Source organism: Iningainema tapete BLCC-T55 (assembly GCF_014698965.1).
Lineage (GTDB): Bacteria > Cyanobacteriota > Cyanobacteriia > Cyanobacteriales > Nostocaceae > Iningainema > Iningainema tapete.
Map to the genome: position 1 here is coordinate 95,905 of NZ_JACXAE010000040.1, position 17,396 is coordinate 113,300.

The following is a 17,396-nucleotide window of genomic DNA, read 5'->3' on the forward strand; positions in this document are numbered from 1 at the left end:
GCGCGTAAAATGAATATTGAAGAAACTAGAATTTACAAAGACTTGGAGCGTCAAACCAAGTTAAAAGCAGCTGAGCGCCTTTTAGGCATGGGCTACAGCATCTTTGAAGTGGCGAAGGCTGTTGATTTATCGGTCGAGGAAGTCACAAAAATAGCTTCAAATCCATCCGAATAGAGCTAAATGAGTTTACTTCTTGCGATAGCGCAGAGTAATTCTGCCTGTTGCTAATTCTTCAGGTTTCAGTTCCACTCCGGATACTGTTGGCGAAGTCAAAAAACGCCCCTTTCTGGATGAGTCAATTTAGCAATGAACCGATGCGTGAGCTTTTTGGGCTGCTTTATACCCTGGGGCAAGATAACCTAACTTAAGGTCAAACAAAACGCGATCGCTGCACGGAAACGCCGCTTTTTATCCAGAGAGAGGGCGCTCTTGGTATTCAGCCAGAATTCTTGTAAGATTATGTAATTTGGTCTAAAAACTCTTGTTAAATCTAGCTTTCAGCCATTCTTTTAAAATCAACGCTACATGATAAAGTCTAAACATACGGTTGACAGAGGATGACATTAACCGAAGATGTGAGTCTCTAACTAGCGGCGCACCCGCAAGTGAAAAATGAAAGAAACACAGCTCGCAGGAATTAGAGGTCAATAAATCCTACACTAAATAAGTGCCCTGTAGCTAAAACCGTTTTTACAATGGTGCGTTATCTGCCAGTAATTTTTCATCCAAGTGCCACTTTAGTAAAAGTTCATCTATGTTATGGTTAAATCGTTAAGCAATTAAGCAAAAAGTAAGAAATGAATGAAGGTCAGGCAGGAAATGCTCAAAGGCAAGCAACAGAGATGGTATGATCGTACACCGTGTGGCGTGGTCGCACCTATAAGGCGAACACTCTGACTATTACGTGTATGCAAAGTTACTAAAAAGGAAAATACCATCACGGAAGTTATTAAAAAAATGTACATTAAAACCTTCTGTTTGACATGAAAATGCACTTGACTCTAAATCGGAGCCGTTGAGGTCTTGAACTTGAATATTCAGGTTTGATTATGCAGCTATTAAAAATAGCATAGATTTGTTTCTTAACTTGGGAAGTGTAGGAGAGAAAATATTGATGGCGACTAAACTGATTGAATTAGAAGATGGCACTTTAGTAGAGATAGAAGTACCGGAAGAGCAAGTTCAACCAATATCTGGCGGTTTTGCAGATAAAGTAAGTGCTACTTTTGATAGGGTTAAACCTCTTTTAGTCAAAACCTGTCGTCCTATTGCTGCTGCTTGCCAAGAACTAAATAAAGAGATCAGTATTGACGAAGCTGAGGTTGAACTTGGCTTAAGCTTTGAAGGGGAAGGAAATATTTATGTGACTAAATCAAAAGCGGGTGCAAACTTAAAAATAAAACTGAAATTTAAGCCTACAAATTAATTGGAATGAACCTAGAGGATTTACAAAAGTCTATTGTTTTAATTACCAGTAGTGAGTCGAATAATAGCCGTTTTGGAACCGGCTTTGTCATTCGTCGAGTGAGTGGAACAGCTTACGTATTAACTTGTGCCCATGTTGTGAGAGATGTCGGCGGGAAAGAGAAAGTCAAAGCTGATAGTAGGTCTGCTACAGTAATTGCTTCTGGTGAAGATGATGGACTTGACTTAGCGGTCTTGCGAGTGGATGGGCTAGGGGGTAAGCCAGAAATTAATCTACACGTATCTGGTCAGAGAGAAAGTCCTTTTATAACTGCTGGTTTTCAATTGTATGATAAGGCTCATTTAATTAGGTCATTGCAAGGTACTCTCGGCGAACCAGTAGGATTACAGTCAATACGTATTGGAGAAAGGATTCAAGCTTGGGATTTGCGTATTGATGGTGACTATTCTTTGCAACCTGGTTACAGTGGTTCTCCTGTAGTTGATGAAGCCAATGGTTGTGTTTTAGGGATAGTTAGCCATCGCCAAGGTGAAGGCAGACGTGGATTGGCGATTTCTATTGAGGCACTGAGGAAAATTTGGAAGTTTGTAGACCGCGAACAGTTATATCGTTCGTTATTAAAGTTGGGTTATAGCAGACAAGTTAGGTTATTTCGCCAATTAGTGAGGGAACACTCCATTGCGGCTTTATTGATTCATGGGTCGCCAGATTACGGTCAACGCTGGTTGTTAAATTTGTTGCTAGTTAAACATCTTCCTTACATAACAACAAGCAGAGTTGTGAAAGTTGGGTTGACCCGTAGAGTTCGGCAATTTGATGCCACAGCCCTTTGGCGTGAATTCTGTAGTCATATTCAGTTGCCCAAAAATTCCTCACTAGCAGAAATTGCTCAAGGAGTTTATAAGTGTTGCCAAACTCAGAATATGATTTTGATTTTCCATAATGTAGAGTGGATGCCCAGAGAAAGTTTGCAAGAGTTAATTCAAGATTTTTGGTTGCTTTTAGCAACAGAAGTGCAAAATTCTCAATTGACTTCAAACAAATCAAAGTTGTTGATGTTTTTAGTTGATTATGAAGGTAGTGTGGAGAGTTTAGAGGATTTGTTTACTGGTGGAAAAGATGCTAATAAGTCAAGCTACACACCAGTAAAAACACCAAAAATTAACGAATTTTCTCAAGATGATTTACTCAACTGGATTGAGAATGAGAATGATGAACTACCTGTTGAACTTGCAAATGAAGTTGACAGCACAGTTCAGGAAATTTTAGATAACAGTGGTGGAGGTATCCCGGAACTTACCTTAGAAGAAATTTGTACTCTGTGCGGCTGTAATTGGTATGAGGAGTCGGAAAAATGGTTGAGGTACTAAATAACAAAATACCTAAATATACTGGTAAAATTCAGCCTCAACAAGGAGAAATTGATTCTGACTCAGGACAACTTCTTTATCCTTACTTATCAAATAAAGAATTAATTGATGTTGTTAATTTAGCCATTTATTTAGAAAGACCTTTGTTACTTAAAGGAGAGCCAGGATGTGGTAAAACGAAATTAGCTAGGGCAGTAGCCTATGAATTAAAGTTACCGTTTGAAGCCTGGTATGTAAAATCAACCAGTCGGGCACAAGATGGTTTATATACCTATGATGCTGTTGGTCGCTTACGAGATGCTCAATTAGCAGCAAGTCAGATTCGTAAGCAAGAAGATATTTTACGCATCAGTGACCCTGAAACTTATGTGCGTTGGGGACCGTTGGGAAGGGCTTTTCAAAATGATTGGCGCACAGTAGTGTTAATTGATGAAATTGATAAAGCTGACATTGACTTTCCCAATGATTTACTGTTAGAGCTAGATGAGCGGCGATTTATTGTAGAAGAAACTGGTCAGAAAATTAGAGCTAAAGCAACACCAATTGTTTTTATTACTAGCAATGATGAGAAGGAATTGCCTGATGCTTTCTTGCGTCGGTGTATATTTCATTATGTCGAATTTCCAAAACCCGAACAACTGATAGAAATTGTAATGAATCGTTTTTCAGATTCATCCAAAACAATTGTGGAGGCGGCAGTCAATCGATTTGTAGAATTGCGTCAACAAATGCAGACAGAAATAGGGAGAGCGAGCAAAAATGTAACTACAAGTGAGTTACTAGATTGGTTTCATGCACTAAGTCGCTATCCTGAGGATGAAGTATTGGGTAAACTGGAGGGCAAATTACCAGACCTAGGTGTATTACTAAAAAATTGGGATGATCATGTTCGTTATTTAAAACGGGTTAAAAGCCATGAATAAAATGCCTTTACTGGAATTGTTTACCAGTTTACGAGAAGCTGGGTTGCCTTTGGGGGTTGGGGAATATCAGGTAGTTTTGCAAGCTTTACAAGCAGGTTTTGGGATTGCAGACCGAAATTCTTTGGTTCAACTTTGCTGTGCTTTATGGGTTAAGTCTCCAGAAGAGAAAAGAATATTCAATCATTATTTTGATAGATTAATTCCTGAAGAAACTGTGTCGGAAAATTGCCATCCAAAAATTGTTCCAAGAACTATAGAAATTACAGAACCATGCTCTAAAAATTCTCAGCACAGACTCAGACGTAACTTGATTATAGGAGGAATGATTCTAGGAGGAAGCGTTATTTTGGTAAGAGCCGGAATTTTTGCTGCCAATAATATTCCTCTAATCTCGACTTCTCCTTCACCTAATATTGAACAACCTCTTACAATTAATCCTCCAGAACCGGAAACACCACAGCCAACTCAGACTCAGCCAATAGTAAGTGACATCACAATATATTTAGTTGTTGTAATTATTTTGTTTTTTGTATATACGTTGTTGGTATTAACTTTAGTTGGGATAGATTTATGGATGGGTAGACGACGTGCTACACACCCTGTTAGTTATAAACCTATTCCTCCTGAATCCCAGCTTAGTGATTTCCTTTCATCAGAGCTAATTAAACAGATAGATGATGAAGTGCAGATTCTCAGGACGGGAACGCAGTCTGTTGGCACAGAAGATATTTCTAATTCAGTTGCTGCGTATTTTCCTGTAAGCCGTCGGCAAATGAAGCAGAGTTGGCGCTACCTACGTTGTTTAGTGAGAGAGGGACCAGTAGTCGAATTGGATTTGATAGCCACTGTCAACCAGATTGGACGACAGGGAATATTACTTAACCCAGTTCTTGTTCCTCGTCGCATCAACCGCACTCAACTACTGCTATTAGTTGACCAAGATGGTTCTATGCTGCCTTTTCACACAATCTCCCGTCGCCTAGTAGAAACAGCATTGCAAGGAGGTCGTTTGGGCAGGGCTGGTGTTTACTACTTTCATAACTGTCCAACTAAGTATTTTTATCACGATTCGGCTCGTTTGGAATCTGAACAGATAGATACTGTTTTGGCTCAACTTAATCAATCACAAGCTGTTGCCTTAATTTTTAGCGATGCAGGTGCTGTCCGTGGAAGCTTTAATCCTGAACGTCATAGACTAACTAAGATTTTTCTAGAAGGTCTTAGGAAGCAGGTGCGTTATATTGCATGGCTTAATCCCATGCCAAAACTACGCTGGGTAAATACTACTGCCCAAGAAATTGCCCGCCTTGTTCCCATGTTTGAAATCAATCGCCAAGGTTTAGATAGTGCGATTGGTGCGCTACGCGGACGCTATTACAATCAGTAGGAAGCTAGCAGGTAAAATGAATCAGTCAGATATATCTTTAGCCAAAATAAAAATAAAAGGAGGCATTCAGCGCATTAATTTTTTTCGGGAACGCTATGGAGATGCTCATTTATACTTAGCTTATCACGCTGCCTTTCCCCTAGCATTAACACCGGATTTACTATATGGTCTATGGGCAAACTTTCAGCACGATATTGACGGTAATGTACTTAATATTCCCTGGATAGCAATAGCTGATTTGCTTTTTTCTAATCTCTGTGAAGAAGTTGGGCATGAACTTTATGAGATGGAAAAGACGGTACGCGATGTACTGCTAAGACAGTTAAAAACTCATCCTCGTTTTGGAATTAAGCGAATCAAGGAACTATCCAAATTTTTACTATTTGATGTACAGCCACACTTGAATAGTTCTGATATTGACATTCGTGACATAGCTCAAGCTCAACGCTGGACTGCTATGGTATACACCCAAACAGGGGAAGCAGCTCGCGAACTAGCATTAATTCTTGATGGATTACAACTGGAAAATACAGCAGAATGGGCACGCATGACTTCTTTGATAGAAACTTTTAGCGAACCACTCCAGGAAGCAAACTTCAAGTCACTACTAGTTTATGTCAGAGGTATGTATTATTTTGTATGTGGGGAATTGGAAAAAGCCGTATTAGAATTCGATAAACTTCCAGGACAGGAACAACAAATAGAAGTTGCAGGCATAAGTTTACTGATACCGATACAAAGGCGGAAAAGCCCTGTTTTACTTCTAGAAGTTTTTGAGTTCAACGTTGCTCAGGTGAGACGCAAGCCTAAGCAATGGATATTTGACTCGGAGTGGACAATCACTCGTAGTTCCAGCAAAGCAGATTGCTTTGGTGAAGATTGGGGCGAAGGAGTAGTATTAGAGATGGTATCTATTCCAGGTGGTACATTCAGGATGGGTTCGCCGAATGGGGAAGGAAACGACAGCGAACACCCTCAATTCTCAGTAACAATTGCTCCCTTTTTTATGAGTAAATACCTTGTGACTCAGACACAGTGGCGAGTAGTTGCAGGACTACCTAAAGTTAAAATCGACCTCAACCCAGACCCAGCGATTTTCAAAGGTCCCCATCGTCCTGTTGAAAATGTCAGTTGGTACGATGCAGTCGAGTTCTGCGAACGGCTACAGCAAAAAACTGGTAAGTCTTATCGTCTTCCGACTGAAGCAGAATGGGAATATGCTTGTCGAGCAGGAACCACTACTCCCTTCCATTTTGGTGAAACTATTACCCCTAAATTAGCTTGCTACAACGCAAGGGAAAGGTATGTTTTTAGACCTCTGGGCAAATCTCGAAAAGAAACTACTGAGGTAGGGTTCTTTAAGGTAGCAAATGCCTTTGGTTTATACGATATGCACGGTAATGTTGGTGAATGGTGTGCTGACCGTTGGCGAGAAAACTACAGCAGTATGAGTAATGAAACTGGTGCTAATCAGGAACGAATAGTTAAAAGCGGTTCTTGGCGCGACGTATCATTTGATTGCCGTTCCGCAAGTCGTGGTAGAGACAAGCCTGACAATAGCTCTAACGAAATCGGCTTTCGGGTGGCTTTTTTCTTTGGGAGAACATTTTGAATTTTTGTTTTTTATTAATATCCGTAACTTTTTTTTAATATTTTTAATATTACTTAACGAGAGTGTATCTTTGTTTGAAAAGCCCAAAAAAATCCGGAAAAACAGTGTATCAATTTGAAGTCTAGTAAGTAGACTTAGATTTGTAGCATGGGGCAGTGCCTAAATAAATATAGAATACTGATTATTACGTTTTGCACGTCAGTTAGATGTTACCTATGGCAAAAATTCCTATATGAATTGCCTATCCTACCATGTAGTTTTAATATTAAAATTTAACCGTTCGGTTAATACAATATTTTTTTTAAATTTAGACGAGCGGAAAAATTAGGTATTGTATTTATATTTGATCTTCACGGTAAAATTTAAATAATGCTTGCTCAAATTAGAAATAAAGAGTTGGGAATAGTCGAACTATTATCTTTAGGCTGGAATGTTTTTATCAAAAATCTGAATGCTATTTTGATAATTATCTTTCTCATCGATTTGCCAGTCGAAATTTTAGAGGCTGCTGCTATAACATTGAGTAATCAAGTAATTAAGGTGACAATTATTTTTTTATTTTTTTGGTTAAGGATCATTCCCTTGTGTCTATCGGGTATGGCTGTCATATTTATAGCCGAGCGATATATATACGGTGAAAAAATTCGATATGATAAAGCTTTGGCAAAATCATTTTCTAGATTAAACTTGGGTCTATTTTTTTTACTAAGATCAGGTAACATAGTTTCATTTTTCTTGCTTTTGTTAATTATTCCCGGAATTATTTATTGGATAAAATTATATTTTGTCTTCCATGTATGTATTCTAAGAGAAAATGCTTCTCAGTCAGCATTACGTTATAGTGCTTCTCTTGTTAAAGGCAGATGGTTCAGGTCATTTTTTACGATTGTTTCTTTAATATTTATTATCTTTATTCCAGCTTTTGTAATTCCAATTTTTTTATTGTCTTTATTGCCCCTTAGTCCTGAGAGTCCATTTACTAATTTTGTTTACATCGTAGTTTCTCAAATGATATTTATGCTGGCATTTTATTTATTTACTGTGGTCAATACAGTCTTTTTCTTAAACTTAGATTATCGAAAATGATGATCGGGTATCGGGGACAGGATTTGCTGTTATAGGCACAGCAGCATTTTCTTTTATTTCATAAATTTGGTTTGTTAATACTAAAAAGCAAAACTAAAGTTAAGCTCGACTTACCAAGTGAACAAGTGCAACTTTGTTCAATTTTTTAGGAGCAGTGAAAATAGTTTGTGATTCTCATTCAGCTACTTTGCAGCGTCAATCAATATCTAAGCCTTGATCGCCTGTTTGCTTTTTATAAAGCTTTTGTACCTCGGATTTTATATCTTCTCTCTCGTCGGTTAGTAACTTGTTCCAGCCTGCCATACCTGGGTTGATTCGTCTAGCCTGGGGTAAAGCAGCGAGTATTTCTTCAGATACTGCATTGCCTTCTTCATCCCCTTTCAAACCTACTACGACAGTAGGTAATTTCTCCAGAAATTCTTTGGGAATTGCTTTGACGCTATCAGCCGCCAAGTATAAAGTTGGCGTTTGATTAAAGTCTGGGTCAAGAGCTATTACTGAAAGCACTTCCACCGGATCGCTGGTAAGAACTGCTCTTTGGATTGGGGTAATGGTTGCTACCCAGAAGCAGCCAGTTAAAATTGTGTTCGAGTCATTAGGGGCAGCAGGTTCATCTGGGTCAAGGCGAATAGAAGAGAATTTGCTATCATTCAGCACAAGTGCCCCGGTCGGTTCACCGTCAAGAGTCCGCTCGACAAACACAGTTTGACCTTCATCGTCGGCATAGATCCAACTTTTAACGTGCAACAGTTCTACTATTTGCTTAGGCAACTGGCGATCGCCTACCAAATACTCTTGCACCGCCTGCCAGTTGTTCTCGTTTCGGTCGGGCAGCACTGGGGTTGGGGTTTGTGGCGCTGCGTCGGCTGCTTGAGATTCCCTTTCGTGTAGCTTTGTTTCACTTTGGTCGCCATCCACATCTTCGGGTCGCCGTTGCTGTTGGATAGCCGAGGTGGTTCCTATTGTAACCTCAAAAAGCTCTTGCTCACGCTTGACTTTGCTGTCATTTTCGTCTACAGTGCTTTGACCATAAGCTGATATGTTATCGTCGTCCAAAATAACCGACTGTTGTTGCATAAGACGCGATCGCGAATTATGCCTCGTCTTGGCTGCCTGTTGTTGCTGTTTAGGATTGACGCGGCTTTCGGGCTTTTGCTCACTATCCAAGTTATTTGGTGTGGCAGGGTAAGAGTCAGGTGTGGTTTCAGTACGGGATTTTTTCTCTTCTTCCTCTTGGTGTTTGCGCATCTCGTTTTGATGGGCGAGTAGAGCCTGCTGTTGCTGCTGTTCTTCTGCTTGGGTTGCTGATGAGTTATGCAATGCTTGCTCGATAGCTTCTTGCCCTTGTTTCTCGCTGTAACTGACGCCCCTGTATTTCTGCAATCCTTTGAAGGTGTATGCTTTCCCTAAATGGGTGCCGGAAAACGCGATGCCGTTCAGCTGATAGCTAATGCCCATTTCTCCTGTTGGTGTTGGCGACACCCTGACATCAATGCCTTGGTCTTTTAGCTGCCCAATCAAATCCAGCATTGTGGGACTATCTTGGGTCAACTGGTCAATTGTATCTTGCAGTTTCTTTCTAGCGCTGATTTCTCCGGTTCGTTTCGTCAGACGGCGTTCTCCCGTGGTTGGGGAGCGGCGTTCTTTTTCAAAGCTTGATGGTGCTGGTGTCAGTTCGTATTTCTTCTCCAGATCCCTGATTAGTTCCTCAGAACGCTTGTAGTCCTGCCATTCAGAAACAGTGGAGCCATTTAGTCTCAAACGGCTGGCTACGATATGGACATGGTTATGTTCAGTATCCGTGTGACGCGCCAAGATGTACTGATTGTCGTCAAATCCCATCCCTTGCAGATAATTTTCTGCGATCGCGCACCAAGTATCATTGAAGAGTGCTTCTTCTGCTGGCACACTCAAGGTAGCATGATAAACGACTTTGCGGGTGGGCTTTTTAGTGCGCGTCCTCTCGTGACGCTGCACAGATAATTGAAACTCCTGGAATAATTCAGCTGGTGTCTCTCCTACCATATTGCCACCTATTAGCTCGGTTCCTTCTTTGCCCAGCACGTAGTCCAGACAGCCGTAAAAGTCAGTTCCCTTGATTTGCTTACCAATCATTCTAGTTATCTTTTAACTGTCGTCTGCTGTAGTACTTGTTCTGGGGAGGGGATTGTTTCAATACCGATTCCCGCTATTTCTTTACGGGTTTGGATGAGCAAGGATTGGAGTTGGTGCAGGAGGTTAAAATCTATGGGAATGTCCTGTTGACCTTTTGCTACCGAATCTTGTAGGGTAGCGGTTAGCTTTTTTAGGTCAGCACCAATGCGTCCTAATTCCCTATAGGTGTCGATAGAAATATCTGTAATGATTGGGGGGAGGTGGCGAGATAGGGCGCATCTTCGTATATATTCGCTTAGGCTGTAACCTGCTTCTTTGGATTTGGCTTTCACTTTTTGGTAATCTTGGGCATTGAAGTGGACGGGAATATTGCCACTGGTGAGAGGCGATTTGGCATTTGCGATGTGCTGTGTTTTCTTTGGCATTTTAAGTTATCAGAGTAAAAGGATTTTTGATAGGTGACGAGGGCAGGTGCGCAGTGGAAGTTGTGATGGCTGTTGAAGAAAGCAAGTAAGTCGCGTTGATGCTAGCTACTTATAATCGTTGGACTAATCTACCGATTTGCTGTCAAAGATATGCCCGCATCGATAGCAGCGGGCTTGATGCTCCCACTTAGCTAAGGCAGGTAAATAAACCTTTTCTTTGTAGTGAGCATTGACTTGATCTCTTTTCCAGAGCAAGAAGCAAATAGCGGCAATGAGAATAATAATCAGTGGTACTGTTACTGCGCTAAGAATTTGCACCCAAGGTTCCAGAGGAGAAAAGCCAATCGTTGCTGTGAACATTGACCACATTGCTTTTATTAAAATTCCCACGATTACGAGTGCGATCGCCAGCGCCCACTGCTCGTAGACTTTACCGACATTTTTAGGCAAAGGAGGAGCCACTCGTTGGGCTAGTCGTGTTTCTATTCGACCTCTACTGCTAAAGCTACCAGATTCGGTGTTGATTCCGTGTCCACCAAAGTGGATTCCTCTGTAACTTCCAGTTGCTTGGGTATCGGCAATTTCCTCTTCATAAATAGCTTTAAGCTTACGAGTTTTTGTGCTGTTGCATTGGGGGCATTTGATTTTCATGGCTCAATATCGAGTTTTTTTTATTCCAAGCTCTGACTTGCTTAGCTTCGCTTACCACTGCTTAAACTTGCGATCGCCTTCCCTTCTCAATCGCACTTTCTCCGCTGCGCCAACGGGAAGCTTTGCGAACGGCGTTGTGTTCAGCGCCGCACGCAGTTACAACGAAAATGCAAATTTTCATAATCTCCTGGTAGTACGGTGGTTGCCATTTTTCGTAAAGGTAGCTGATGTCGTCTTCATAGGGCGAAGTGTGAGTTTACTTTTGGTGCTTGTTGTTAGTTTATTCCAGTTGAGTGTTATTCATCTTCTCACTGGGGAAATAATGTAACTGAATTGGCAAAAATCTAATTTATGGCAATGCGAAACTAAGGCGACTCTAAGGCGACTCTAATTAGTAAATAATGCGAAATTAACCAGTTAATATACTCGTAACATCTAGTATTTACGTTGAAAAGCATATAAATAAAATATGGCTTGCTAAGATTATAAAAAACAAATATATAGTTCAATTAGTCTGTCATAAGGCACAGAATTAAATTCTATCTTTTGTTTGAATTCAGAAGCAATTTAGGTGAGTTAAGAAGGTAAAAGAAGAACAAGCAAGCAATTTTAGGACGCGGAGAATTGTTAAGACTAAATTTTATGTCTTCTCAAATCTTCTACCTGCCTAAAAAATGCAGAGATTCTCTCAATCTTGCTTGCAAATTGCATCAAATGTCTTGTAAAATCTTGGCAAAATAATGAGTACAAATACTCAGCAGAAGAAAGTGGCACTGCTGACTCTGGCTTTGGATTTTGGCGGCTCGGCTACCAAGATCGTCTACGCCACGTCTTTAGATCATAAAGCGCGGTTGCTGTGCATGGAGCCGGAGGTAGCAGTTCTAGCTCGTGAATCTATCTTGGAGTACGAGGGGGGTAAGTTAGGATCTTCAGATCCAGAAAATGTAGCTTGGGTGGCGGTAGGTGAGCAATATAGAGCCGTAGGTTATCTGGCTCAATCTCGCTTCTATGCCAACGCGGGTTTATCGGAATTAAAGTATGAGCGAGCTATCTACAAAACCCTGGCAGCCATTTGGGTGATTAAAGAGAAACTTAAGCTGGGTTCGCGATTAGGAGTAGCGATCGCAGTTTTGTTACCACCAGGGGAGTACGAAGATAGGGAGCGCTTTGAGAAGATGCTGCGATCGTCACTGGCTGGATACCAGACTCCCACAGGACGGATGAGTGTGTCGCTAAAAGCCTTCAATTGCAAGCCAGAAGGCGGTGGAATTTATCTGGTGCATCGCAGAAAGGTAGGAGAAGTTCTCAAAACTAGGGTTTGTGCCATAGCGATGATTGGCTATCGCAATGCTAGTGTTTTAGTTTCCCATCGCGGAGTCATAGGTGAGGGGAAAACTTCTGACTTGGGCTTTATTCGGATGCTGGAAAAGGTGATGAGCAAGACATCGGGGCTAAGCCCGAAGCGTCTGACTCCGGCGATTGTGGAAGCGGGCGACGAGGTAAGACCGGCAGCGTTGTTGCGTTTACCCAGAAGCACGACTCGAGAGTTACGAGCAGCGGATGTTCAACAAATTGTGACTGCTATTAAATCCGCTCGTCCTGAATACGCCAAAATCCTCATCAGTTGGTTAGATGAAAACCTCCCTTTAGATGTGGAAGAAATTGTTTTTTGCGGGGGTACAGCCGATTACTTAAGAAAGGAACTTAACGAACATTACGACAAAGTTCCTTTATCTTGGAATGCCGATTTGGTTATTCCCAAAGCCCTAGACACTTTTGATTTAGGGAATCGACTGGCTGATGTGTATGGAATGTTTTTGTACTTCTCTAATTTGGTTAACACGTTACCCGATAGAGATGAAGAAGGAGCGTTATAAAAGGTGAGAAATTATGGGTGAGAGAAAGAAGCAGGCGCACTTTTGTTGGCGGTATCAGCCAGAATCACACACTTTAGATGCGGTGTTATTAACTTATATCAAAAACAATGTGGTGATGCGAACAACCGATATGATGTTGCATTCTTTGCGGGCGTTTTGGTTGCCATTAGCTTGTTTGAAGCATCCAGATTTATCTGAAGCAGACAAAAAACAGATGGCAAGGGATGCGGTGTATGTCTTGATGCGACAGGTGGATTATCTTTGCTCAACTTTTGGTTTGGAGCGGGTTACTCCTCCTAACTCTTATGTAGTTTCCTCTGGTTCAATATCGCCAGTGTTTCAGGATACAAATTTGGCTTATTACGCTGAATCTTCTCCGCATCCTCTGCAGTTGAAAGAGGAAACAAGGGAGAATTCGTTATTAGTGTCTGAGCTAGAACAAGCAACTGGCAATAATGATTGGGATGACAACGCTTGGAAAAGTTAAGGAGAAATAAGGATATGGCTTTAAGAGGAAGAAAGAAGAAAGAGACGACTTTTGAAGAAATAGGAAATCTCCCAATGGAAGAGCAGACTTTGGACAATACTTCAACTCAAGAGATACAAAAGGAAGCTGAAAGTTTGGAAACAACTTCAACTCAAGAGAAACGGGATGTTCAACAAAAACTTCCACAAGTAAAGCAAAGGACAAGAATTCATTTGGTGGATGGCGAAAAGGGGGGTGTAGGCAAGTCTTTGGTTGCTCGAACCATGCTCCAATATTGTTTGGATAATTCACTGTCAATTGTTGCCGTAGAAGCAGATCGTTCCAATCCAGATGTGGCAGGGATTTACTCAGATTGCGTTGAAGCTGTATTTAGTGAGGATGAAAAGAGAGCTAACGAGGCGGATAAGATTTTTGAGTTGGCTCTTTCTAAATCTGTGATTGTAAACTTGCCTGCTCAAGTGTATGATCCAGTATCCGATTGGATAAACAAGAATGGACTGATTGAGTTAGGAAAGCAGCACTCTCTAACTTTCTGCAAGTGGTTTGTCTGCACTGGTGGTTATGATAGTGTGCAACTGTTCGTGAAATCCGTGAAGGATTTTGGTGACAAAATGCCCCACGTTTTGGTGCGGAATTTGGGATTATGTGACGATTGGACTCATGTTGAGGGAATGGAGGAAGTTAAGGATGTTATTAATAAGTATGCGGTGCAAGTAATTGACTTCCCCAAGTTTAGCTACCGGGAGAGGAATATGGTAGACGAGAAGCAAATAACGTTTGCCCAAGCGCGGGATTCTGATGAATTTGGGATTGTGTCGAGGCAGCGGATTCACAATTTTCTGAAGTCCGCTTATGCACAGTTTAAAAATACGGGTTTGCTACCGTGACGTTTTTCAAGAATGCCAAAACCCAAGATTTGCTGAACGTGGTTCTGGAAGGAAAAACTGAGGAATTCCAGCGTAGGGTGTTGGATGTGGTAGTTAAGACAGGGCTGGAACCGGATGATCCAGTTTTTCTAGTCTTGCTGGCTACTGGGCGTTTGGAAGTGTTGTTGGAGGAATCCCCTCAAGCTTTGGAGCGTCTGTTTAAGGGATGGACTTCTGAGATTAAGCGTAGTCTGGATTTGGTCGAGCAGGTTACTCTTGAGCAGCAGAAGAATGCGATCGCCAAAGCAGCTGGGGATTTAATTCGGCAAGCGGAAAGGAAAGAAGCGCGACGGTTTTTTACTTCTTTGATACCAGCAATGGCTGTGTTGCTCTCTTGTGTGGGAATTGGTGTATTGTTGGGGATGACAGTTCCTCCTTGGATGGGTGGGGGACTAACGAACCCTCGCCGCCTCACAGTAGAGGAAGCTGAAGCCTTACGCTGGGCGCAGAGTAAAGAAGGGAAGTTCGCCCGCAATCTCATGAAGTGGAACTCTGGCTCCCTAGACAATTTGGACTGCACTCAGGACGTAAAGCGCCTTGGTGTTACTTTAGAAGTCGCCGGAAGACCCGCCACGACGGGCTTTTGCACGATTTGGGTTCAACCTCCCAACAAGCGCCAGTTCAAGAAATAGGAGTAGCCATAACGTCGAGAGTGACAAGTGTTACTCTCGATATTTCCTAAAATTTATCGTTCAAGAGCGATCGCCAATGAAGTATACAAAAAAGCATCTCGGTCAATCTTCTCTTTGAGAAACCGTGTATTTGCTCAGATAATACAATCTATGATTAAAGATAGAGAGATGATAACTTATGGTTGAAACAGTTGGGATTACCAAAGCGATTACTAACCTAAACGAGGCGCACGCCAAGTTCAATTTAAGCCAAACTGCTGACCCCGAATTTTTCACAGAATGGTTTGAGGATTTACCCGAACTCACTGACAGTGAAAAAGCAACTTTGAATCGGTTGAAGAGTCGCTACCTCTATTATGCAGCAGACGGTTCAATCACAGAAGGTACTGTCAATATTATTATGCTTTCTCCCCTACTGGAATTAATGGGTTTGTGCGATCCACCTTTTAAGATTCAGAGTGAGAAATTGGTGAATGTCGAAATTGAAAACGGAGGCAAAGAAGAACCAGTATTAGAAGGATTCATTGACGCTTTAATTGTGCAAAATCAACTTTGGGTGGTGTTAATTGAGTCGAAGCGTTATGGTTTAAGCGTTATGCAGGCTCTTCCACAAACATTAGCTTACATGATGGCAAACCCTAATTTAGAAATGCCAGTTTTTGGAATGATCATGACTGGTGAAGACTATATTTTTATTAAGCTGAATCAGCAGACGCGCTCCTATGCTTTATCAAAAAAGTTTACTCTCTCCAACCCAATAGAAAACGAGTTGTACGAAGTTATACAGGTTATGAAGCGAATTGTTAGCTTGGTTGTATAGGTATAATATGATTGGTAAGGAAGAAGCGGAAGTAAATATTTATTACCATGATTGCGAGGTAATCGCTCAGACCTAGAGTTACAAATTATTTCGGCATTAGGGAGCAAGACAGTAACTCTTGTATTGCCCCAAACCGCGAAAAAAATTACCCCGCTCCGGTTAAGGTAGCGGGGTTGCCGTCCAATGTATGACGGCAATGCGTGTTTAGGCAGATTTAGCTGATATTCTTTCAGCACGCTGCTGTTTGTGCAGCTTCCGACGTACTTTGATGGCATCTAAGTCCGCCAATCCATACAGTAATTTTGCTTTCTTCATAAGCTCGCTCAAGGGCGTTTCTTTGTAGTCTTTGCGGAATTCAGCGTTATGAACTGTCCAGTCGAATTCTTCATCGCTCCATTGGGCTGCGCTTTCCAGTTCACGTCCGCTTTCTTCTCGTAAGACTTCCAAAGTCATAAGACGTAATTTTTCCGCATATGGGATTACGCGATCCAATGCTTTGGCTTTGGGTTGGGCTTGAGCTTGAGACTTACGTGTCATTACATTTTCTCCTTTTTTAACAGTTGATATCATGTCGAAACCAGCAATAGCTGCATTTATAGTCAGTTTAAAATTGAACTTTCACTGGCATTTACAGCGATAGCTGGTTATCCAGTTAAATTCAAAGTTTTAAACTTTCACGTATTAGCAGCGATCGCTGTTTATTTGATTAAATTCAGCTAGAATCTTCCACAAAAAAAATGCCCTGCTTTAATGGCAGAGCATTTTTTGGTTAATTAGGCAGTTTACTCTAAGGAGTCGCCTTCTTCATCTTCTTCGTCCTCATCTTCATCCTCATCCTCATCATCGAATTCCTCTTCAGAGTCCTCGTCCTCTTCCTCCTCTTCTTCATCAAGGTCTTCCAAGTCTTCGAGGTCTGCGTCGTCCTCATCCTCTTCTTTGTTGTTGAATGAGTTACGCTTTTCTAGACTCTGACGATTGAATTCCACTAGGTCAGCAATTGCCTGTTCGGGAGTTAAATCGATGGTGTCGTACAGCATCGCTAAGGCGAGTGCTACGACTTCTGTAGGATGTTTGAGAGAGTCTGGCGCTCCGAAGAGCCGGACGAATACTTTGTTGTTCCAGCGGTTCCAGTCCAACTTTTTCCCGTTCTTCTTTTTGACTTGGGCTGCGATGTCAAGTCCGATTTTCTCTCGGCTGGCGTGACCTACTTTGGTGGCGATTCGCTGGTTACGAACTTGGAGTTTGACTCCAAATTCTTTGAAGACTGCGTTGCGAAGTTCTTTGAGCAATGCGATCGCTTGGTCTTCGACGGTTGCTTTTGCTGTAGGCGGGGTTGATACCGTCGCTTTTGTGTTGGCAGCTTTAGCAGTTCCGTTTCCGTTGCGAGCCGTATTAATGCGAGCTTTGGCGGTAGTCATGAAGTTCCTTTTTTTTAATTTATTGACTTCATGCTCATAGCCGCGCTAGCGGCATTTTTGGCTCCGCCACGTTTGCCGTGGCAATTAAATTCATTTTATTTAATGAAACTTAAATGTAAGTTCTTGCATTTTTGGCTGCGATCGCTAACCCAGAAATAAGATGGAGTGACAGTCATTTTACCTTTATCCAACTTGAGAAAGAATCAAATATTGACGATTGATGTGAAAGTGATTAATTTTA

The 17,396-nt window shown here is 41.5% G+C and carries 17 protein-coding genes; 12 read left to right on the forward strand and 5 right to left on the reverse strand.

All coding sequences use genetic code 11. From position 1 onward, the window contains the following. Positions 1 to 9 precede the first annotated feature (9 nt). From ICL16_RS10940 to ICL16_RS10970, 7 genes are all read left to right on the forward strand, one after another. Positions 10 to 174 (forward strand): hypothetical protein, encoded by a 165-nt coding sequence (locus tag ICL16_RS10940; RefSeq protein ID WP_190827293.1) that lies wholly within the window; start codon positions 10 to 12, stop codon positions 172 to 174. Positions 175 to 1,114: 940 nt separating this feature from the next. Next, positions 1,115 to 1,426: a CU044_2847 family protein gene (locus ICL16_RS10945; RefSeq protein ID WP_190827295.1), complete on the forward strand. Its 312-nt coding sequence runs from the start codon at positions 1,115 to 1,117 to the stop codon at positions 1,424 to 1,426. 5 nt (positions 1,427 to 1,431) lie between these two features. Next, positions 1,432 to 2,796: a trypsin-like peptidase domain-containing protein gene (locus ICL16_RS10950; RefSeq protein WP_190827297.1), complete on the forward strand. Its 1,365-nt coding sequence runs from the start codon at positions 1,432 to 1,434 to the stop codon at positions 2,794 to 2,796. Continuing rightward, positions 2,781 to 3,719: an AAA family ATPase gene (locus ICL16_RS10955; protein ID WP_190827299.1), complete on the forward strand. Its 939-nt coding sequence runs from the start codon at positions 2,781 to 2,783 to the stop codon at positions 3,717 to 3,719. Before ICL16_RS10950 ends, ICL16_RS10955 begins: the two co-directional genes overlap by 16 nt. Further along, positions 3,712 to 5,106 carry a hypothetical protein gene (locus tag ICL16_RS10960; RefSeq protein ID WP_190827301.1) on the forward strand — a complete coding sequence of 465 codons (1,395 nt, stop codon included), beginning with the start codon at positions 3,712 to 3,714 and terminating at the stop codon, positions 5,104 to 5,106. Before ICL16_RS10955 ends, ICL16_RS10960 begins: the two co-directional genes overlap by 8 nt. A gap of 16 nt (positions 5,107 to 5,122) precedes the next feature. After that, entirely contained in the window at positions 5,123 to 6,718 is a 1,596-nt protein-coding gene (locus tag ICL16_RS10965) for a formylglycine-generating enzyme family protein (protein ID WP_238360719.1), read from the forward strand. A 369-nt stretch (positions 6,719 to 7,087) separates the two neighbouring features. Further along, the gene (locus ICL16_RS10970; protein WP_190827304.1) at positions 7,088 to 7,804 is read left to right on the forward strand and encodes a hypothetical protein; all 717 of its coding nucleotides are present in this window, start codon (positions 7,088 to 7,090) and stop codon (positions 7,802 to 7,804) included. A 195-nt stretch (positions 7,805 to 7,999) separates the two neighbouring features. Here the strand turns inward: ICL16_RS10970 and ICL16_RS10975 are convergent, their stop codons facing one another. From ICL16_RS10975 to ICL16_RS10985, 3 genes are all read right to left on the reverse strand, one after another. Then, entirely contained in the window at positions 8,000 to 9,919 is a 1,920-nt protein-coding gene (locus tag ICL16_RS10975; RefSeq protein ID WP_190827306.1) for a relaxase/mobilization nuclease domain-containing protein, read from the reverse strand. 5 nt (positions 9,920 to 9,924) lie between these two features. Further along, complete coding sequence (locus tag ICL16_RS10980; RefSeq protein ID WP_190827309.1) at positions 9,925 to 10,344, reverse strand: plasmid mobilization protein; 420 nt, start codon at positions 10,342 to 10,344, stop codon at positions 9,925 to 9,927. Positions 10,345 to 10,467: 123 nt separating this feature from the next. Next, positions 10,468 to 10,995: a hypothetical protein gene (locus ICL16_RS10985; protein ID WP_190827311.1), complete on the reverse strand. Its 528-nt coding sequence runs from the start codon at positions 10,993 to 10,995 to the stop codon at positions 10,468 to 10,470. A 740-nt stretch (positions 10,996 to 11,735) separates the two neighbouring features. Between ICL16_RS10985 and ICL16_RS10990 the strand changes: the two genes are divergently transcribed. The 5 genes from ICL16_RS10990 to ICL16_RS11010 all read left to right on the forward strand — a co-directional run bounded on the left by ICL16_RS10990 (position 11,736) and on the right by ICL16_RS11010 (position 15,737). Beyond that, positions 11,736 to 12,872, forward strand: a complete 1,137-nt coding sequence (locus ICL16_RS10990) for a ParM/StbA family protein (protein WP_190827313.1) — start codon at positions 11,736 to 11,738, stop codon at positions 12,870 to 12,872. Between the two features lie 13 nt (positions 12,873 to 12,885). Then, the gene (locus ICL16_RS10995) at positions 12,886 to 13,359 is read left to right on the forward strand and encodes a hypothetical protein (RefSeq protein WP_190827315.1); all 474 of its coding nucleotides are present in this window, start codon (positions 12,886 to 12,888) and stop codon (positions 13,357 to 13,359) included. A gap of 14 nt (positions 13,360 to 13,373) precedes the next feature. Beyond that, on the forward strand, positions 13,374 to 14,246 hold the full coding sequence (locus ICL16_RS11000) for a P-loop NTPase family protein (RefSeq protein ID WP_238360720.1): 873 nt from the start codon (positions 13,374 to 13,376) through the stop codon (positions 14,244 to 14,246). Further along, on the forward strand, positions 14,243 to 14,917 hold the full coding sequence (locus tag ICL16_RS11005; RefSeq protein WP_190827318.1) for a DUF6753 family protein: 675 nt from the start codon (positions 14,243 to 14,245) through the stop codon (positions 14,915 to 14,917). Before ICL16_RS11000 ends, ICL16_RS11005 begins: the two co-directional genes overlap by 4 nt. Before the next feature lie 178 nt (positions 14,918 to 15,095). After that, complete coding sequence (locus tag ICL16_RS11010) at positions 15,096 to 15,737, forward strand: type I restriction endonuclease subunit R (RefSeq protein WP_190827320.1); 642 nt, start codon at positions 15,096 to 15,098, stop codon at positions 15,735 to 15,737. A 204-nt stretch (positions 15,738 to 15,941) separates the two neighbouring features. Here ICL16_RS11010 and ICL16_RS11015 read toward each other — a convergent pair whose 3' ends face one another. Further along, entirely contained in the window at positions 15,942 to 16,274 is a 333-nt protein-coding gene (locus tag ICL16_RS11015; protein ID WP_190827322.1) for a hypothetical protein, read from the reverse strand. 245 nt (positions 16,275 to 16,519) lie between these two features. Continuing rightward, entirely contained in the window at positions 16,520 to 17,155 is a 636-nt protein-coding gene (locus tag ICL16_RS11020; protein WP_190827324.1) for a primosomal protein, read from the reverse strand. Positions 17,156 to 17,396: the final 241 nt, after the last annotated feature.

Coding starts and splice junctions, on each gene's coding strand:
- ICL16_RS10940 (WP_190827293.1), top strand. CDS start 10: ATGAATATTGAAGAAACTAGAATTTACAAAGACTTGGAGCGTCAAACC.
- ICL16_RS10945 (WP_190827295.1), top strand. CDS start 1,115: ATGGCGACTAAACTGATTGAATTAGAAGATGGCACTTTAGTAGAGATA.
- ICL16_RS10950 (WP_190827297.1), top strand. CDS start 1,432: ATGAACCTAGAGGATTTACAAAAGTCTATTGTTTTAATTACCAGTAGT.
- ICL16_RS10955 (WP_190827299.1), top strand. CDS start 2,781: ATGGTTGAGGTACTAAATAACAAAATACCTAAATATACTGGTAAAATT.
- ICL16_RS10960 (WP_190827301.1), top strand. CDS start 3,712: ATGAATAAAATGCCTTTACTGGAATTGTTTACCAGTTTACGAGAAGCT.
- ICL16_RS10965 (WP_238360719.1), top strand. CDS start 5,123: ATGAATCAGTCAGATATATCTTTAGCCAAAATAAAAATAAAAGGAGGC.
- ICL16_RS10970 (WP_190827304.1), top strand. CDS start 7,088: ATGCTTGCTCAAATTAGAAATAAAGAGTTGGGAATAGTCGAACTATTA.
- ICL16_RS10975 (WP_190827306.1), bottom strand. CDS start 9,919: ATGATTGGTAAGCAAATCAAGGGAACTGACTTTTACGGCTGTCTGGAC.
- ICL16_RS10980 (WP_190827309.1), bottom strand. CDS start 10,344: ATGCCAAAGAAAACACAGCACATCGCAAATGCCAAATCGCCTCTCACC.
- ICL16_RS10985 (WP_190827311.1), bottom strand. CDS start 10,995: ATGAAAATCAAATGCCCCCAATGCAACAGCACAAAAACTCGTAAGCTT.
- ICL16_RS10990 (WP_190827313.1), top strand. CDS start 11,736: ATGAGTACAAATACTCAGCAGAAGAAAGTGGCACTGCTGACTCTGGCT.
- ICL16_RS10995 (WP_190827315.1), top strand. CDS start 12,886: ATGGGTGAGAGAAAGAAGCAGGCGCACTTTTGTTGGCGGTATCAGCCA.
- ICL16_RS11000 (WP_238360720.1), top strand. CDS start 13,374: ATGGCTTTAAGAGGAAGAAAGAAGAAAGAGACGACTTTTGAAGAAATA.
- ICL16_RS11010 (WP_190827320.1), top strand. CDS start 15,096: ATGGTTGAAACAGTTGGGATTACCAAAGCGATTACTAACCTAAACGAG.
- ICL16_RS11015 (WP_190827322.1), bottom strand. CDS start 16,274: ATGACACGTAAGTCTCAAGCTCAAGCCCAACCCAAAGCCAAAGCATTG.
- ICL16_RS11020 (WP_190827324.1), bottom strand. CDS start 17,155: ATGACTACCGCCAAAGCTCGCATTAATACGGCTCGCAACGGAAACGGA.